Source organism: Caballeronia sp. 11_S32, assembly GCF_056930355.1.
This window is the reverse complement of sequence record NZ_JBXOWH010000007.1, coordinates 86,312-104,843: the sequence shown is the minus strand read 5'-3', so window position 1 is coordinate 104,843 and position 18,532 is coordinate 86,312. Positions and strand designations below refer to the sequence as shown.

The 18,532-nt window shown below is 56.1% G+C and carries 15 protein-coding genes and 3 pseudogenes; 8 read left to right on the top strand and 10 right to left on the bottom strand.

Annotated elements, in window-relative coordinates; genetic code table 11:
* Positions 1-186: 186 nt before the first annotated feature.
* Positions 187-747 (top strand): annotated as a pseudogene (locus AC1Z32_RS41230) (IS5 family transposase); the annotation flags it as partial.
* A 596-nt stretch (positions 748-1,343) separates the two neighbouring features.
* Positions 1,344-2,726: a group II intron reverse transcriptase/maturase gene (gene ltrA, locus AC1Z32_RS41225; protein WP_483484617.1), complete on the top strand. Its 1,383-nt coding sequence runs from the start codon at positions 1,344-1,346 to the stop codon at positions 2,724-2,726.
* 299 nt (positions 2,727-3,025) lie between these two features.
* Here the strand turns inward: ltrA and AC1Z32_RS41220 are convergent, their stop codons facing one another.
* The 10 genes and pseudogenes from AC1Z32_RS41220 to AC1Z32_RS41175 all read right to left on the bottom strand — a co-directional run bounded on the left by AC1Z32_RS41220 (position 3,026) and on the right by AC1Z32_RS41175 (position 12,558).
* Entirely contained in the window at positions 3,026-3,448 is a 423-nt protein-coding gene (locus AC1Z32_RS41220) for a helix-turn-helix domain-containing protein (RefSeq protein ID WP_483484616.1), read from the bottom strand.
* A complete protein-coding gene (locus AC1Z32_RS41215; RefSeq protein WP_483484615.1) occupies positions 3,445-4,767 on the bottom strand; it encodes an IS5 family transposase in 1,323 nt (440 codons plus the stop codon). The genes AC1Z32_RS41220 and AC1Z32_RS41215 overlap by 4 nt, the downstream gene beginning before the upstream one ends.
* Positions 4,768-4,793: 26 nt before the next feature.
* Complete coding sequence (locus AC1Z32_RS41210; RefSeq protein ID WP_483484614.1) at positions 4,794-4,997, bottom strand: hypothetical protein; 204 nt, start codon at positions 4,995-4,997, stop codon at positions 4,794-4,796.
* A 130-nt stretch (positions 4,998-5,127) separates the two neighbouring features.
* Positions 5,128-5,661, bottom strand: a complete 534-nt coding sequence (locus AC1Z32_RS41205) for a DUF6431 domain-containing protein (protein WP_483484613.1) — start codon at positions 5,659-5,661, stop codon at positions 5,128-5,130.
* Positions 5,662-6,423: 762 nt separating this feature from the next.
* Positions 6,424-6,654: pseudogene (locus tag AC1Z32_RS41200) on the bottom strand (IS5-like element ISCARN85 family transposase); the annotation flags it as partial.
* A 24-nt stretch (positions 6,655-6,678) separates the two neighbouring features.
* On the bottom strand, positions 6,679-7,962 hold the full coding sequence (locus tag AC1Z32_RS41195) for a JmjC domain-containing protein (protein WP_483484612.1): 1,284 nt from the start codon (positions 7,960-7,962) through the stop codon (positions 6,679-6,681).
* Positions 7,941-10,211, bottom strand: coding sequence for a YcaO-like family protein (locus AC1Z32_RS41190; protein WP_483484611.1), 2,271 nt, complete (start codon positions 10,209-10,211; stop codon positions 7,941-7,943). The genes AC1Z32_RS41195 and AC1Z32_RS41190 overlap by 22 nt, the downstream gene beginning before the upstream one ends.
* The gene (locus AC1Z32_RS41185; RefSeq protein ID WP_483484610.1) at positions 10,208-11,239 is read right to left on the bottom strand and encodes a cupin-like domain-containing protein; all 1,032 of its coding nucleotides are present in this window, start codon (positions 11,237-11,239) and stop codon (positions 10,208-10,210) included. The genes AC1Z32_RS41190 and AC1Z32_RS41185 overlap by 4 nt, the downstream gene beginning before the upstream one ends.
* Positions 11,217-11,657: a cupin-like domain-containing protein gene (locus AC1Z32_RS41180; RefSeq protein WP_483484650.1), complete on the bottom strand. Its 441-nt coding sequence runs from the start codon at positions 11,655-11,657 to the stop codon at positions 11,217-11,219. Before AC1Z32_RS41180 ends, AC1Z32_RS41185 begins: the two co-directional genes overlap by 23 nt.
* 646 nt (positions 11,658-12,303) lie before the next feature.
* On the bottom strand, positions 12,304-12,558 hold the full coding sequence (locus AC1Z32_RS41175) for a hypothetical protein (RefSeq protein ID WP_483484609.1): 255 nt from the start codon (positions 12,556-12,558) through the stop codon (positions 12,304-12,306).
* A 1,000-nt stretch (positions 12,559-13,558) separates the two neighbouring features.
* On the opposite strand from AC1Z32_RS41175, the gene AC1Z32_RS41170 reads away from it, so the two are divergent.
* The 6 genes and pseudogenes from AC1Z32_RS41170 to AC1Z32_RS41145 all read left to right on the top strand — a co-directional run bounded on the left by AC1Z32_RS41170 (position 13,559) and on the right by AC1Z32_RS41145 (position 16,961).
* Complete coding sequence (locus AC1Z32_RS41170; RefSeq protein ID WP_483484608.1) at positions 13,559-13,888, top strand: hypothetical protein; 330 nt, start codon at positions 13,559-13,561, stop codon at positions 13,886-13,888.
* A 226-nt stretch (positions 13,889-14,114) separates the two neighbouring features.
* Positions 14,115-14,441: a hypothetical protein gene (locus AC1Z32_RS41165; protein ID WP_483484607.1), complete on the top strand. Its 327-nt coding sequence runs from the start codon at positions 14,115-14,117 to the stop codon at positions 14,439-14,441.
* Between the two features lie 250 nt (positions 14,442-14,691).
* Positions 14,692-15,084: pseudogene (locus tag AC1Z32_RS41160) on the top strand (IS66 family transposase); the annotation flags it as partial.
* A 31-nt stretch (positions 15,085-15,115) separates the two neighbouring features.
* Entirely contained in the window at positions 15,116-15,343 is a 228-nt protein-coding gene (locus AC1Z32_RS41155) for a transposase domain-containing protein (protein ID WP_483484606.1), read from the top strand.
* Complete coding sequence (locus AC1Z32_RS41150; protein ID WP_483484605.1) at positions 15,261-15,749, top strand: hypothetical protein; 489 nt, start codon at positions 15,261-15,263, stop codon at positions 15,747-15,749. The genes AC1Z32_RS41155 and AC1Z32_RS41150 overlap by 83 nt, the downstream gene beginning before the upstream one ends.
* Positions 15,750-15,824: 75 nt before the next feature.
* Positions 15,825-16,961 (top strand): alpha/beta hydrolase family protein, encoded by a 1,137-nt coding sequence (locus AC1Z32_RS41145; protein ID WP_483484604.1) that lies wholly within the window; start codon positions 15,825-15,827, stop codon positions 16,959-16,961.
* The last annotated feature ends 1,571 nt before the right edge of the window (positions 16,962-18,532 follow it).

Here is an 18,532-nt window from a genome sequence, read left to right as displayed (position 1 = left end):
TGTTCCATCAGGATCACGCCGTTAAGTGTTCATGAAAGCGCCCGCCGTGCTTGCGCTAGGTGCGCTGTATCAGCGAGGCGCGGACATCCTCTGCTCTAGGGAAACGCTGATCAATTCGACTCGGCCGTCATCGCAGATGTGGCCGAGGACGTTGTAGAAGCAAGCTCACGGAACGGAACCGTAGTGATGAAGCGGCAGATCAGCTTTGCAGAGGCGGAAAGTGCGGGCAAGAAGCGCGTGACCAAGCATCAGCGCTTCCTGGCTGAGATGGAGACGGTCGTGCCGTGGCCGCGTTTGCTGGCGGCGATCGAACCATACTACCCGAGGGGCGAGCGAGGCCGACCGCCGATTGGCTTGGAACGTATGCTGCGTATTTACTTCCTGCAGCAGTGGTACGGGTTGTCGGATGAAGCGCTCGAAGACGCGCTCTATGACAGCATCGCGATGCGCGCCTTCGCCGGCATTGATCTGGCAGTTGAGAACGCGCCGGATGCGACCACGCTGTTGAAGTTCCGGCGTCTGCTGCTCGAGCACGATCTGACGCGCAAGTTGTTTGACGAAATCGGCACCTCGCTGTGTGAGCGCGGGTTGATGATGAAGGAAGGGACGCTGGTCGACGCAACGATCATTGAGGCGCCGGCTTCGACCAAGAACGCCGGGAAGAGTCGCGACCCGGAGATGCACCAGACCAAGAAAGGAAACGCGTGGCACTTCGGTATGAAGGCCCACGTGCGACCTGAAAGTCGCTTGAATTTCTGTTTAACTCAACGAGCTGTTCGTCGTGATTAAACCGGTTGTTCCATCAACCGTTCCCTACCCAGACATGCGGAGCCGGTAACAGCTCGGTGTGAAGCTCTGGGGACAATGTAACCGCCGATCTATTTCGGTACGCCGACCCGCGAGGGAAGGCGGAAACTGCCAGCACAAAGGTGGTGAGGGACTAGGGACGAGTGGCAACGACCAACATATGTGAACCTCTGATAAACGTCGTCATCATTGTACAAGCCAAATGTGCTGATAGGCTTGAGCCAAAATGGCACGCGGCAAGGTATGGCCTCTGTGAGCTGTGCCATCGTGGACAGAACGCCGCCGGCGGATAGGAGGGGTCCGCCCCACTCTGAAATTCATGCGGAACAGGGTAAGTCCGTAGCGCTGCCGGCAACGGCAGGCGAACCGCAAGGAACGCTGTTAGTGCTGCGGATAGAGGATTGCGGAAAAAGCGAACGCCCGGCTGTAATGGTCGAGATACGGGCTGAGACATCGTCCGACGCGAAAGCGGGCAGACTTCCGCGTGGTCATTCATGGCGAGAGAACTTGATTGATCGTTACACGAGGGAAAGCAGATGACGGCAACCGAAGGCATTGCGCAAGCAGAGGCCATCGGGGCTGGTGCGCCCTCGCGCCCCACCCGCATGTGGCTTCAGGCCGATTGGCCTCGCATCAAGGATGAGGTGAAGCGACTCCAGGCGCGTATCGCCAAGGCAACCAAGGAAGGCAGATGGGGCAAGGTCAGTGCTTTGCAGCGTCTGCTGACCCGCTCGTACAGCGGCAAAATGCTAGCCGTGAAAAGAGTGACTGAGAATCGTGGCAAGAGAACGCCGGGTGTCGATGGCAAGCTCTGGTCGAATCCGGCGGCCAGATGGAAAGGGATGGAGGCGATGCAACATCACGGTTACCGTGCGTTGCCGCTTCGGCGCATCTACATCCCCAAGAGCAATGGCAAGAAGCGTCCGCTCGGAATTCCCCGCATGCTATGCAGAGCAATGCAGGCACTATGGAAGCTCGCGTTGGAGCCCATTGCGGAGACCTTGGCGGATCCAAACTCGTACGGGTTTCGGCCCGAACGCTCGACTGCCGATGCTATCGAATGCTGCTTTACCACTCTAGCCAAGCGCAAGTCGCCGGAGTGGATTCTGGAAGGAGACATTCGTGGCTGTTTCGATAATTTTAGTCACGACTGGATCCTTCAACACATTCCGATGGAGAAGGTGGTCCTGCGACGATGGCTTAAGGCCGGATTCATCGACGAAGGAACCCTGTTCGCGACCGAGGCGGGGACACCGCAAGGGGGCATCATCTCACCCGTCATCGCGAACATGACGCTGGACGGACTGGAGGCGGCAGTAGATGCAAGCGTGGGACCGACGGAACGCGCACGCCGAAAGTTCAAGGTCAACGTCAACCGGTATGCGGACGACTTCGTTGTGACCGGAGTATCTAAAGAAATTCTGGAGCAGAACGTACTCCCTGCGGTTAAGCAATTCTTGGCTGCTCGGGGTCTGGAACTCTCGGAAGAGAAAACCAGAGTCACCCACATTGCCGATGGGTTCGATTTCCTTGGGCAGAATGTCCGCAAGTACGCGGGTAAGCTGCTCATCAAACCGGCCAACAAAAGTGTGAAGGCACTTCTGGATAAGGTTAGGGAAATCGTGAGGCAGCACAGGAGCGCCACACAGCGGAACCTGATCGTACAGCTCAACCCAGTGATTCGGGGTTGGGCCATGTATCACCGTCATGTGGTCTCTAAAGCTCATTTTACGTCGGTAGATGCTCACATCTGGCGCCTCTTGTGGAAGTGGGCGATGCGTCGGCATCCCACGAAAGGCACGGGCTGGGTGAAAGACAAATACTTCCGCGTAGAGCGGAGCCGTACCTGGGCGTTTACTGCCCGGTCACAAGCCCACGGGGTAACCCGGCTGTTTCGGGCTCGCTGCTGTTCCTCGTAACGCTGCTGCCCCTGGTCGACGAAGGCCTCGCCACGCGTGAGCATGAAGTACACCATGCGCTCGCTTGCGCGCTCGCTCGGCCGCGAGGGCCGTGCGCGCATCAAACTGCGGCGTATTCTTAGGAATGCCTCGACGAAGCAGCGCCTGTTTGAGGACGCCCTCGATCTCGAGCGCAGTCTCGGCGGGACAGAACGCGCAGTGCGCGATAACCGCGAAGCGTCGTCCATCAGCGACACGAGATACGTCTTCGTTCGACGCCCACCGAACGACAGTGTGGGGCCGTGCATCACATCGCCGTATCAGATCGAGCCGGCGTGCTCGGCCTCAAAGCTGCGCTTCTCCTCCGGTACGACTTCGGCAGAGGCAATGCGCGAGAGCCCGTGAGCCTTGAGCAGGCGGTGCACGGCGCAGCGAGAGAGCGTGTCGTGCGGCACGAGCCCGGCGGCCTCAAGCAGCAATCGGATCTGACGGATTGAACGGCGCGGATTCTCCCGCTTGGCGGCCAGCACGGCACTCTGTATCGCGGCGGGCAACTTCGACTGGCCGGCGGTGGTGCGCGGTCGGTCAGAAAGGCCGGCGAGCCCATGACGCCGCCAAGCGTAGTACCACGCCTGCAGCGTCTTCTCGCTGATATAGCGCCGTCGTGAACCGGGTATTGCGTACTCCTGACGGGCTAGCTGGTCGGGCCTGAATAATTCGTTTTGCGTGGTACCGGTACTCATGCGGCGAAGGGCTGTGCAGCTGAGCGTTCGAGTAAAGCGAGAAGCACAAGGGCGCAATAAAGCCGCAGCTTTCTGAGGATCATGCGCAGGTTGTGGCCCGCGCCGCACAGCACCGCGTGAATTGCGTCGCCGACTGCGCCTTTGAGCCAATTCCGGTCGAGTTTTCCATCCGCCTTCATGTGGCCGATGGCGGGCTCGATCGCACTGCGCCTTCGGATCATCGCTCGCAGCCCGCGCGTGATACCGCGCCTCAATCCCGGGTGATAGATCTTTACGCCGTCGACAGCCACTCCCTTGTAGCCACGATCAACGATCGCGACTTCCGGCTTCACGTCGCTCAGGATCGCTGCCTGCTCCAATGCCTCGGCCAGCGTGTGGCCGTCGTAGGGATTTCCGGGCATCGAGCGAGCGCCGACCACGAGCCCCTCCTTATGGGTCGTCGTGATCGACACTTTCACGCCGAACTCGTAGGGCTTGCGTGCCTTACCCTTGGCTAGACATTCGACTTCCGGGGCGTGCAGTGCGTACAGCTTGTTCTTGTCCTCCTGCTTTTGCGACAGAATTCGTTTGGTGCGGCCAATCAACTCTTGCAACGCGCCTTGGCTGCTATCGCTCGTCGAGCTGAGTTGGCGTTCGACGTCACGCATGACGCGGCCAACGCGCGAACGCAACGTGCGCAACGCCTTCTTCATGCGCTTGTATTGCTTGGCGTGTGCGTAACGGCTGATTTGGCTCGCCAAGTGTGGCGCTTCGCGGTTGTAGTTCTGCCGCAACTTCAGACCGTGGCGGGCCGCAGCTTTCACCAGATGTTCACGACACCGCTCGAGCAGACGCGAATCGGTTGGATGGGCAATCGCTTTTTCCATCACCGTCGTGTCGACGATCACCCGTTTCGTGCTCGAAGCTTTGATCACGCCCGCGCGCTTGGCTGCCTCGATCGTTTCGGCCAGCAATTCTTCGACACCGGCTTCGCCCAGGCGCTTCCTCCAGCGCGTAAGGCTCGACGGGTCGATCGGCGGCTCAGTCTGCAGATACGTCTCGCCCGTGAAGACCTGCCAATACGGGTTCTCCACCCATTGCCACACGGCCTCTTCGTCCGACAGGTCAAACGCATGTTGAAGATACAACAGACCAGCGATCAGTCGTGGTGAGGTGGCTGGGCGTCCTCTGCTTGAAACGAAGCTCTCACTCATCGACGTGCCTAAGCGGTCCCAGTTGATCAGATCAGCCAAGCCGACTAGCGGATGCTTCAGGTTGATCTGCTCACGCAGCGGATGCCGGAAAAAATCCCCTTCCGTCACTGGCGTCTTTGGACCCATCCGCACCTCGTCAAAAAATGCAGGAATCAAGCGGTAATATGCCTGCTTCCTGCAATTCGCTCAACATGGTTTCCGGCGCAACGCCTTATCGCGTAAGGCTTTGAGGATTGTTCAGGGTCGACTATCTGGCGTACGATCAGCTGCAGTTCGCCGCGACCGAGGCGCTCGCGGCTGACGAGCGGCCCCAGTACCGACAGGCGAAACAGGGCTTTGGGATCGATGTCGTTCACGAAATCTCCGTTTAAATGGAAGGGAGACTCCATGAAAGGCGAGATTGAGGGTCAGCGTGAGGAGCAGAGTGTGTGGGTATCCATTACGAGTCGAGTGAACCCCGTCGCGCACGACGCTGCCACCATCACATCACGGCACATCAAGACCGTCAGAATCGAGCCACGCCATCGCGCGGGCGAGCGACATGCTGGCAAAGCACGCGCGACAGAATGCCGTGTCGCCGTCGGTGCGGCCAAGCTCCGGGAAACGGCTGCGCAGCGCAAACGCGAAAACGGCACCATGCCCACACAGCCAGCGCCACCAGCGGCCCACCGTTCGCCGGTCGACGCCGACAACCGCGGCGATGCGGCGCAGCGACATGCCGGACATGCACAGGGAGAGCACCAGCTGCTGCAATGCCCAGCCGTACCAGCGGCGCGGGCAGAAGCACAGCGGTAGGCGTGAACAGGTACGGCAGCACGCCGTGCAGCGAAAGCGCGGCACCAGAACGGGATTCAGGGCACCGGCTGCGCTGCGATCAGCCTTGCGGTCGTAAAAGCCATGCCCCCAAAGGCTGGCGACGCCGCAGTGCGGACAACGCGGCGGACGGTAGGATTCGAGCGTGAAGAGGATGGCGCGCTGGTGTTGCTCCAGCGCGCGATGGGCGTGTACGATACGATGCATAGGCCGGTCAGTTCTGGAAAACGTGCGGCGTCTGGACAACGTCGCACGATACCAGAGGTGCATCGGCCTTCTTTACGCCTGCAGCGTCGCGCGCTACGCGCGGAAAGGTTCAGAACATCGTTCTCGCCGTCCGCGCGACAAACATCCCCTGTTCCATCTCATATTGCGCGCGCCATAACAGCTGGTAGCAACTTGCTTGGATACGACTTCAAGGTAACGCTCACCTCGGTAACCTACTATTACGAAGTCAAGGCGAGCCAGGGTTTGATCTGGGGCCAACTGAGATATTCTCGGCTCAGCGCTGTCGCAATGATAAGGAGCATAAGTATCGAATCCTTTACGTAGCGTATGCAACCGATAGAACCAAAACGCGATTTGGATGCTGCCGGAGGGTAAGGACAAGCTTGGAGTCGTGGGTCGAGGCGGTGTCACCTACTCCTTCAAGGCGAAGTCCAATGAATAGCATCGATAATGCGAAGATAAACTTGCCAGGGGTTCTGAACTGAAGCTTCATTACCAGAAGCTGGATCCCCGGTGGTCAGACACTGAGATCGCGATTGTTCACCGAGGTTGAACGCACTCTCAGCAATCTCGCGTGCGAGGTGGGCTGGCTCAAACCAAGTGCCCCCGCAGCACGATTGTCGCTTTTGCGCCGTATAGCACCTCGCAACGCTCCTACGGTCAGGACTGTGGTGGCACCGCTCCCGCAGTCATCTTGCCCCGCATTCGTGCAAGCTTCAATCCTCTTAGGGCCTGTTCACACTATCTGAGCCCATCGACGACGAGCGCGAAATTGATGAAGGCGAGGAACATGACGTCCAATTTGTCGAATCGAGAGAAGATACGACGGAAGCCTTTGAGGCGACGAACCAAGCGTTCAACTTCATTTCTGCGCTTGTACATTTGGCGGTCGTATGCCCATGGTGCAAGACGGTTGCTTTTGGGCGGAACAACAGGAATGAAGCCAAGATCGAGCGCGAGTTGTCGCGTCTCGCGTCTCGCCAAGCTTTCTTCGCGCTACTGCGCGGCTTCTGTGTCGTCACGTTCGTGAAGCTCGAAAAGACCGTTTTCAACTAAGGTTGGGAATAGGCTCGGGGAGATGGGTATGCCCCGATACTGAAGATATGAGTCGCTTGCGTGACGTAACTGAGCGTCGTAAAGGATCTCGTGTTTCAATAGCCATCCAACGAAGCACACAAGCTTATCGGGGACACGAAGCACATGCTCAAACGAGTTTCCATTTACTCGCAAGATGCAACCGTTATCAGAGATATGTAGCTCGCTCTTCACACCGCTTCGGCGCCGCCAGCAAGTGCCCAATAACGCCTGCCGGACGACTGCCTCGTCAAGCTGTTCCACTAAAGTCTTTAGCGTCACGAGAGCATCACGAACATTTGCTTCGGCTGCATTACCGTGGGAAAACAGATTCCATAAAGACGAACGCAGTGCCGGGTAATTTCTAAGGCTTTTTCTTATGATTTTGTCATATATGGCGTTCACGAGCGTTCCTGCGTTGTCGTTGTTCAGCCTTAGCGTTAACGATGCGGATTCTTCAAGGCATGTAGTCTCATGCCAGTACCCTCTTGGGACAAGCAGCGCCGACCCAGGAAACAGATCGATCGTTGTGAAATCCAGATTCGTGACATCGGTGTTCCACCGCGCGGGAAAGTAATCCGGAGTCGCGAGAGGCGGGTGCTCGTCACGTATGCCTGCGCTTCCCAAATCTAAAAAGTACCCTTCGTCCGGGAAGCGAATCTCGCGGTTTTCCGCTATTCGCCATTTTTTAACGCCACGTAGTTGTACTATAAGGACATCCACGCTATCGAAATGGAGCGGCATTGCGTCGCCCGGCGGAGAGGCGACATAAACCGAGCTCACCTGCTTTGAACCTGTGCCGATGCGCAGGTCATCTAGGAACTCACCGTACCCGGGATGCAGGTAAAACGTGTCGAAATTCTCTGCCGTGATTGATGCACCCATGCGATACATCATAGCGGCAATCCCCGAGGGAACTTGGCCTTGCTCGGCCTGCCCATCGTTCGTGCGCGCGTGCGCGATGAGGCGGCTGTCGACGCGAGCGAGCGACAAGACATCAGTTGGAGCAGTATGTGCAAGTTCGTTCAGTGAGGTTAGTCGTTCTACGTCGCCGTGGGCGACTAACGGATCGCCGAGAAGCAGACATTCACGAACCCTCACTGCGGGCTGTCCTGGGAATAGTTCACGGATCGCTCGTTCATCGGAGAAACGCGCGTTGTCATCAATGGGCAAAATCGGTTCACTCAGCAATAAGGGTGTGGCCATGGGTTTAGCGACTCCATTTGAACGCCCCTTAACCTTACGGCTGCGAGAGGGCGGTAACGTTCTCCGAAGTACATGGGAATCGTTCCCGGTGCTAACACTTTAACGATGTAGACACCAATGTCACGCAGCCGCTTTGGGCTGCAATCCACAACGAAAACGTCGATTTTACTTAATGTTAGTCGTCGAACAAGTTCCCTAAGAAAAGCCTGTGAATCGGATGCTCGCTGCCAAGATAATTCGCTTAGTCGTCGACCTTTGACCGATGGGAGGAGAAAAGACGTGGCTGGATATCTGGCCAAAGTTTGATAAAAATCGAAATGTTGATGCGGCCAACGGATATATGACGCATCTGTAACACGCAGACTACGGCTCGTGGCTAATATGCCGGTCGCCATGTAACTACGCATGACCATGACGAACTCACGGCAAATCTTGTCCAACGCATCTTCAGGACAGACTCCGCTAGCCGCATTCATCATGAACACGTTTGGATTGCGAGTGTCCTCAACTATAGATAGGATTACTGGTATGCCTAATCCAGCCTCTCCGTCGAAAAGAGTAAGTTTGAATCCTAGGCGAGAAAGACTTATTGCCGTCGGCACTCTTTCAATCAACTGATCTGAAGCCAAAAGGCTCGGCGGCGTATGTCGTGTAAGCCAACAGTGAAGAAGGCTGTCGCGCTCAACGATCTCTAGAAGCCCATTTACAACAGCGGCGGCGAAGGATGAATGTGCAGCAGCCCCGTTACTTGTCGAGGGCGCTACGCGCGCTAATCTTCCCGAATGGCCGATATAGTCACGCGGCACTAGCCATTGTGTCGCGTCGCTCATTCGGGTCGCCCAGACCCAATCGAGAAGGGTCTCGTCGTCGAAGGGTGCAAATTCAAAATTTGGCTGCTCGAACTGCTCTGTACTGTATAACGAGAGCTGCCACGGACTGACCGCCCGGTCTCTTATCGCACTCCACGGCGTCGCGGTTAGCGCCGCTGCGGGCGGACGATACACAGTGAACATGCGTTCCAGAGTCTCGAGCATAGCCACGGTGACCGCGTCCGCACTCGATGAGCGCGCGGCCTCACCACGTGCACGCGTCGTATTGGTCGGACCCATGGCAGACGATAGGCAGGTTGCAAAATGTATGTGCGCCACGGCGCAATCTTCAGTGGGAACGCCTCGGTCGACCCATAAGGAGCTTTGGGTCGGCTTAAAAGGCGAAACTAGCGCCGTGCGCAAAACACCGTGTTCGGCGTCGAGCAGACTGGTAATGGAGCCGCGCAGAATGGCCAACGAAGATCCGGCTCGTGGATCTCGCGCATTGGGTAACGGCACTGTTCGGAATGCTTCGAAGCAACGTGTGCAATTCGGATGGGGTTGAACCACGGAACGGTGACCAGGTCTTATTACACTAGCTAAGCTACCATCACTCTGCGGCCGAGAAATTAGAAAACTGTATGCGTCGCGCAACTGATCACTGCTCGGGCTGATACGCCACTCAGGCCGCCAATCGCACGGGTTTGACATTGTGCTTGCCGCATATGGGTCCCGCTCCCAGCGATGCCACGCCCAACAGTTTGCACAGCTCTCCGCATTGCGAGGTTGGAGGAACAAATCGACCCCCATCTGGGTGGCTTCTAGCACGATGACCTCGCCGGTCGTAATGGCCGCTATCTCGCCGAGAAGAGCCAGGTCGACACGCTCGAGACAGACCAATGTCAACGCGGCATCTTTAATGCAGCAGGCAAGTTCAGTGTACTCATGCACCATTACTATGCGGTCGCGCGATCTGAAATTTTCCGCGGCCGCTTGGCATCGAGACAGTCCGATATCGCGCTCGTCGAAGAGCGTGCCTACATCACCGCGATGGACTGTCCAGCGGTCACATATGAAGAGTTTAGTGACGTCCAGTGCAGATATAAGGGAGCTGCCAATAGCGCCGGTCCCGAAAAGGACGACAGCACCGTCCACCGTCAACCTCGGAGGGCTGACCGCAACCTGCCGAACAGCAGGATCGGTGGCGGTCTCCATGAGCCCGTTTTCGAGCAGTGCTACCTTGATTGCGTTTCTTTCGCTTTCTAGAAGTGGAAGGTTAGGCCATTCGGTCTCTATATCCGTTCCGGAACTTAACATCCGTGCGAATTCCAATGCGAACTGGGCATTCGCCAGTTCAATGCGCAGTTCGGTACGCGGCCCGCGTAATCCAACTTCTTTACCAGCCACGAGCAATTCAATCCGCGGCGAGATGCGGCTCATGGATCTGGCTTTGAAATGAAAACAGTGCCCACGGACATGACGTTCTCCAACGCGTACGCGCAATGAAACCACCCGGGAGGAATGAGTAAGGCATCTCCTGGATTCAGAACGATTTCGAGCGGTCGTGCACTAGCGAAGAGCGGAAAATTCAGCAAGTCCGGTTTGTCTATGTCGATCCAGCACTGCTGCAGATTTCCATGCGCGCGCCGTCCATAAACGAAGGCCTCTTGGTTCGGACCGAAGAGGATCAGCTTTTTGCGCCCGATAATCTGTGCAAGAAACGCGGGCGAGACTTCGCGATGAAGTCCAGTGACCAATCGCGGACTGCGGCTGCCCATCCAGAGTTGGGGCGAGCCCCATCGCGCACACGGTAAGAACTCTAAGTTCAAGTCGCGGGCGAGTTCTTCCGGCGCCTTGCAGCCGTGAGTGTAGAGGACTTGTCCGTTGACGACGCGCTCGACGAACTCACCTAGGGATATGCCAACGTCTAACTCGCAATGTCCGAAGAAGCGCGCGACGTCACAAAAGTCCCAATGGAGCGGGTCGCCCTTGCACCATCCTTTGGTTAAAAGTGGACGACCGGCCTCGATGTATTGCAGGATCATTTCTTCGTCGGGCTGGCCGGCGACCTCGTCTGCGTAGTCATTGCCACAGCTGACCTTCTCCGCGGCCTCTCGGAACACTTGCAGTCCATAGGACGTCGGGCGCGCACAGGTGCTCAGCATCGAGACTACGAACGCCCAATCACCCCTAAGATGCAAACGGTGGCGGACCTCGTTGTCGCGAAGTTCAAATCGGCCATGACAAAATGCCCTAGCAAGTTCGGTGTCGAGCCGGATGGCGCTGCAAGCTTCTGGGCTGCGCCCATGCCCGACCTCAACACGGCCGGACCGAACGCTAAGAAAGGCGGGACGTGCGCCGTCTTCACCCTCAATGTCAAGCTGCAGAACGCCTTCCGCGGACCGGCCCGGTTCCAGTCCCTCAGCCACAGCACGGGCCACCGATTCAATTATTTGGTCTACAAGCATCGAACACGCTGTCCCAGTCGGAACCTCTGACGACGATTGTGCTTACTGATAGAACTGAATCCAGAGCATAGACGCAATGGAACCAACCAATAGGAAGGTAGAGGATGTCTCCGGGGTGAAGAATTACCTCAAGGTGCGACGCGCGGGCGAACCTTGGAAACCGTGCAAAATCAGGGCGCCCGACGTCAACCCAGCAGGGCTGATAGTACTTGTCGTGCGCCCTTCTTGGATATAGCTTATCGGCTTCATGAGGAGGGTAGACTAGCAGCCGCTTGCGACCCAAGATTTGAGCTAATAGAACCGGTCGTGCGTCGCGGTGAAGGGGCGTTACCGGGTTTTGACTAGCCGATCCCAGCCAAAGTTGCTTTGGTGCAAGATCTTTTTCGTCAAATTGAGGAAATTTGAACTCCTGACGCATCGCGTCCGGCACAGCGCAACCACAAGAGTACACGGTTTGTCCGCCGAGCATCTTATCGATTAGTTCCGACATCTGTTCAAAGCCCCTCGGTCCAGGCCGAAAGGGGAGATGACCATACTTTCGGCGCACGTCGAAGAAAGTCCAACGCAAAGCGTCCCAATCTAACGCCCCAGAAATAATGCAGGGCAGGCCGACTGTGAGCATCTCGCCTACCTGAGCGGGACTAATCCCGTCCATTCTCGACACCGCCAGGGGTTCCTTTAGGGAGCGAGAGTGACTTTCTGCTTTCGCGAAATCGGTGAGGGTTCTCTCGTCAGGGCGACTGCATGCGGTCACGAGTTCCTGCATGAATGCCAGGTCGCCCTTTAGTCGAAGCGCTGAGCAAAGCTTAGGATCTCTCAAGCTCAGCGCCCCTGACTGGAGCTTGGCAAAATCCCGAGACGGTAAATGCATTTGAGCTGTCCGCCCTGGATGAATCCCACGACCGTACACCACCTCGCCCGCTCGCACAACTAGGAACCACGGTTCTTCCAATGACTTGTCTGGAAACGTCAAGAATAGTTGAAGGACACCCTCGCGGCTAAGTCCACGATCTATTCCTTCCGCAACAGTTCTTGCAAACAAGTCGAAGATAGCGAACTCCCAGCTAGCGCACCGGATCCCAGAGGCAAAGCGCAACGCGCGCCTTCGCGAGATCATCCGCAGTGATGTCAGGCAACTCCTTCAGTTTCTCGATGACCTCACTCGGCGTATGTATCGTAGGATCATATCCGCACAGCGCGCTCCGTACATTCATGACGTCGTCGTCTGTTACTGTCGGCAAAGTTCGAATTGCTTTGAGTACAGCTTGCTCGTCGGTGATTTCAATATCATTGCCAGGGGACTTCCCAGTAGGTTCCATAGCTCCCTCCGCTCAATAGTGCTATATCATGTTAGTCAATGGCGTGGGAACATCAAGGATCACCGCGGGCCCGATGACCTCTTCCTATGAACATAAGGCTGTGAGCTTTTAGGTTGCGTGCCAGGAACCTTTGCCCATCCTCGGCCACCACTTCGGGTCGTAGAGCAGAACGTCTGTAACTATCGAAGGGAGCCCGTTTGGTTCCTAGCTAGAGTTCGTCTTTGCGCTATGACGTCCCATGAAAGACCAGCCAATTGGCGGCCAAGCGATTCGATGTTGAGTTCTAGAGAGATCTCGATCGTCTATTCAACGTCAAGCACGCTGTGCGGTGTAAATCTCTGTATAGCGACCCGCACCCGCCATTCCGGGTAATGAGAGGTCAAGGGCCGCTTTAGTGGGTGCGGACGGCGCCCGCTGGAATCGAATCAACGAGCCGGGTGCCTATATCGGCGAATCCTGGAATCGGGCGCGTCCAGTGAACCGGGCGCTCGTTGCGGATCGCGGCAGCGCACTCGGACTGCGGGAGATGCTCGTCGAAGAGTTCTGCGATCAACATTTCGCCGATCCGTTGCCGCGACGGTGCCCGAGGTGCGTCCATCGCGCGAAATGCGTGTGCAGCGCAAATATGTAGGTAGCGACCATCTTTGCGGCGTATCGGCGTTGGCTCAGGTACTGCTTGAACGCGCCAACGTGTGAGCGGCCCCGCATCAATGGGTTCATCTGATCTGCAAGGGCTTAAGGCCCACACGCGGTCCCTGCTTGAAGGTTCCCGTGGAACGCTCGTTACTCCACGGCGGTAAGGTGTTGGCGTTGACTTGCTGCACGTAGAGCGAATTTGCCGAGCCTGCTGATGTCTCTCGCTTCAAGGCGTCGCCTTCGACGTTCTCGTCCTTGACAGACGGGGATGCGCGAACTATCTGCACCCGTTTTAGGTGCGCCAGAGCCGCCGGCCAGAAGGACGCAGAGCACCCAGACGGCAGGCGTTCTCAGAGGCGGGCTGGTGACTCCAAACAAGGCAACAGCGTCTTCTAAGAAAGAGCGCCGCGACGCCTTCCAATCTGCAGAATTGATTGAAGACAAGGCGACACAACCCGGTTTCGTCGTCAGATTCACGGCTCTGGGCACGAGTGAAGGAGACTACCGAGGCGACGATCCGCGCGCCCAGCTTTGGATGAACATGTCGGGCGAAGAGGGGTTCCGCAAAGAGAGGATGGATGACGCCGAGCGGCAGCTTAGGATGGATTTCGCCCTGAGCCTATTGATGGAAACCGCTGCGTTTCGGAGGTCGAGCCAAAGTCGGATGATGGTCCGGGCTTCGCCTTCAGAGTAAACGAACTAAGCTACGGCAGCCTTCTACTTGATATATCAATATCAGGTATCGGGCCCTTAATGCGCTTATTTTTTAACAATCCGATATTGTTGGCGTTTTCCTGAAACCGCACTCCGAAAGCCCTTCGATTCTGCTGTGCGTTATCTCTTCGTTCGACCGCCTAATTGCCAGATCTTTCCAAACGACGCACTTGAAAAAGCTTTGGCCGCCGTGGTAGGAGGATATGATGACCAGACCGCAAAGCCAGGATCGGCGGCTGTGTTGCTACGAGCATCTCAGATCCTTTTTTCTACCCCTCATCTTGGCTCTCTCGGTCCTGTACGTCGCGGCCAGCCGTTTGAATGGAGAAAAGGATCGGCTAAAAGATCGCGAAGTTGCTTTGGACGTACGGGAGAAAGAATTGCGAGTAATGAGCGACGCACGCAATGCCAAACTCGAAGCGTTGACGCTCGATCTAGTCAAGCAACTGCGGACCGAAAAGCCGGACGCGGCCACGGTAGGCTCGACTCCGGTTGCAAAGAACGCCCAAACTGACATTCATGGCCACCCGTGAACCTTGCACACCTTAGCCTAGTGCAGTGCGTCATTGAATTGGCACCTGGTCTATGTTGAGATATGGCTTCATGGCTGTCAAACGAAGTCAAACGATTTAAATCTATGGTCCGCCCCATTTTTGCAACCCTGATTTTCGATGTCGCGTTGGCTTGCCTAAATCTATTCGGCGTCGTTGTGGGAACTACTTCCCGCGCCACGATGAGACTCGCGCCTGAGGATCCTGTAAAGTTGGGCGTGAGACCGGCGACATCATCGCGGTGGGTTGTTGGGCGCATTGCCGTCGTCGGTTCTTCGAAATCGCCAAGACCCAAAGCAGGCCGGGGCTCGCTGCACAGGCGCTGCAGTGGATCGCCCAGCTATACGCAATAGAGTCGCGAATCAACCATAAGACACCCGACCTCAAATATGCGGCGCGGCAAGTTGAGGCCTTACCGGTACTTGCAAAGCTCCGGCAATGGCTGGAAGGCAACGTCATTGGCTTGCCGACTCAGGCACCCCTCGCCAAAGCGTTTGGCTACGCGTTGCGTCATTGGCAAGCGCTGACTCGCTACACAGAGAGCGGAGTTCTGTTACCGGACAACAACGCGTTGGAACGGCAAATCCGGCCGATTGCTCTTGGAAGAGTCAACTGGACCTTCGCGGGCTCCGCGAGGCGCTCGTGCGACGGCCACAATGTATTCATTGCTCGGGACGGCTCGCTTAAACGGTTTCGAACCGTATGCATGGCTGAAGGAAACACTGGAAAAGTTGCCACGTCGTATTCCGTCAATCGCGTGCATGAACTGCTGCCGCTTGCCCGCTAACTACCCCGACATTCATGGACATCTTGGACTCCCTTCGGCAGGCGCCCAGCGCCGAGTTGTATCGCCTATATCTGACCATCGGCAAAATGCTCGATGACCCCCGACGCATTCTCGAAGTCCGTCAACGACTGCACATTGGGGTGACCGTCAGATACATCGGTGATAATCCGTTGGGACCGCCTTTGGAAGGCACTGTCACCGAACTGCGACATACGCAAGCGGTCGTACAGGACAATGTGACTCGCCGCCGATGGGCAGTGTTGTATGCGGCGATTCTCCTCGATGCCACCGCAGCCCCAACTCAAAAGGAAGCGCCGCCACCTCGCCCGCGCCCCGAAGAGTTCTTCATCGGCGACACCGTGGGATTCACCGACAAGCATCTGAACGAACGTGTTGGCACCGTCGTCAGACTCAATGCGAAAACGGCGTCCATCGCCGTGACAGATTCTGAAGGACACTGGCGCGTCTCGTACGGTCTATTGCGGAAAACCCTCGATATCTGATTGAACTCCTGTCAACACGGGATGCGCTGACGGATACGTGACATCATATGGTTTTCCTGGACGTTCGCGCCAAGCATGCTGGTTTATTTGACAGATCAAAAAGGGGACGAGAGATATAAAGTCACGTCAATCGAGGTTGAGACAGGCCGCGTGCGCCAAATAACCCCGCCTGGAGACTTTCAGTCTACGGTGGTAGCGATGAGTCGAAAGCGCCGAAACGAGATCCTTGTATCAAATAACAGCCGAGATAGAAGGTACGGCGACCTGTACAGCGTTGACATTTTCACTGGTCTGCACGAGTCCATCGCGAAAAACAACGGACAGCAGTTTTTAACCGACGACGAATACGTCCCACGCGCCGCTATCCAGTCGCGAGCTGACGGCGGCTGGGAGCTTCTTCAAATATCCGACGGCGTGACGGGCAATGTCCTTGCGGTTTTCGAAGGCAATGATGGCATATCTTCGAAGGTAAGCCATATCGACAGGTCGGGATGCAATGTCTATCTGTGGGATAGTCGCGGCCGAGACACCGCAGCGTTTAGTCGGGTGGACCTTTCGTCAGGTCATGCTTTAGTGATAGCAGAGAATACCGAAGTAGATATCGGAGATGTAGTTCTTGACGGGGAATCGTACGAACCCGTGGCGTACTGCATAACCAACGAGAAACGCACATGGCGAGTCATAGATTCCAAGGTTGAAGCGGACTTTCAATTCCTAAGCAATGCAGGATTAGGAGAGTGGAAGGTCGGCAACCGATCGGAGGACGGACGCTACTGGATTATTGACGCTCAAAATGATGATCAGCCGCCAACAGGGTACATTTTCGATAGTCTGGCTAAGAAAACTACGAAGCTGCATAAAGCGGATAAATCGTTATCCAAACATAAATTGAGTCCGATGCGAGCGGTGACACTAAAATCACGAGATGGTCTTCGTTTGGTTTCTTATCTAACTGTCCCTAAGCATGCGGATGATCGTCAATCTGCGGTGCTGGCTAATCCAATGATTTTGGTGGTGCACGGAGGGCCATGGGAGCGATCAATGGCTAGCGAACAGAGGGTTACGCGGTTTCGAGCGTCAATTAGAATGGACGATGATCTAACTGACGCAGTGCACTGGGCCATCGATCGCGGCGCAGTAGACGCGAGCAAAATTGCTGTTATGGGAGAGAGCTACGGGCGGCTACGCCGCTCTTATGGCGCTTGCGCGTAATCCCACGCTATATGCTCGTGCTATTGACATTCTTGGGCCCAACGAATTTGGAGACATTCTTATTGGCGTTACCACCGTATTGGGAGACTTTACGTCCCACGCTCTATCGCGCTATCGGGGACCCCACCGCGATGGACGGGCGACGGCGAATGCTGGAGCGATCCCCGTTGACTCATGCCGGTTTGATTCGCAAACCGGTGCTGATTGCCCATGGTGCCCGCGATCCGCGCGTAAAACAGTTAGAATCCGATCAAATGGTTATGGCGTTACACGCACGATGAGTTCCTGTGACATACCTGTTATATCCTGATGAGGGACATGGATTCCAGCAGGGAGAAATAGGACTTCCTTGTTTGCGTTGATTGAGTGCTTTCTTCACAGGCGCCTCGGCGGAAAAATGCTTCCGCTCGAGAGCGGCGAGATTGAGTCTTCGAGTGTTCAAATTATTTTAGACGAAAATGAACTATTGAATCGTTGAGTTGCGATTTCTCAAGTCGGCCACATGGACGAGATGCGCGCAGCGGTAACATATCTTCGTATCGCCGTGCTTATAAGTGGCGATAGTATGCATACCATGAAAGTATACGCTCCACGGGAAGTCCCGTGGTCAGGGATGGCCAACCCGACGCCCGCGCGGGACAGCCGGGCGCCATGGGATGACGGAGAGCACCGCGGTACAAGCCGAGTAATGCCGGTGAAGGGAAGGGATCTCCGTTCAAGCTTGGTGCAGGTTGGAGACGATCGAAGGCTATGAAGCAAACGGCCCAATCGGCGACTGGCAGCGCCGGTCGACACGACCATCTTATCGGTCATTCGCTCGGTCGTAGCGTACGAAGGCCTTTGCGCTCATCCCCACTGGAATATTCGCAGCTTCATTACGCTCTTTCGCCCTTGGCCATTCCGAACCTGACCTCGTCTCGCGCTTTCCATGGATAGTTGAGCGCTTTATCGTCTGGCGCCCCGGAAGTAAGCGACTTGCCAAGGCCGTTCGTTCAAGCCCGCGCGGCTGGGGCATGATGGCATTGAGTGAGTACGGGACTTCATTTTCGTCACCAGTCGTTTCGTTGGGAGCGGCTCCGCTCTCAAAAATGGGATTTATTGAGCCCTACCACGTTCGCGCCCGAATCATAGCGGGCGCGGATTTTAACCCGCATTTACTGCGAACCGCTTTTTTCGTCAGGAAAGTTTAATCTCATACGTGCCTTAACGATTAAGGAAGATCTGCTGGTCGCACGTAATCCTCACGGTAGCTTAACCGGCGATTTGAACGCCGATAGCGACGCAATAAAGAAATCTGACCGCCCTTGTGCAAACGAAAGTTTCTAAACGGATTAATATCAGGTAACGATCCTCGTTTGATTACATAATCGGAATTGGCGGAAATGCTGCGAGAAATTCCAGGTTGAGACTCTTCTTGCTCAATAGGGGAACAGAATTAGATAATTTCATTGTAAAGAACGCCAATGTTCTACTCATGAAGTGGAAGAGTTTGTTTGATTACGTGCCTTTGTGGCGTCGAACGCAGTGAGAATACAGATGAAGTTTCAAGGTCCAAGGATCAAGGACCAGAA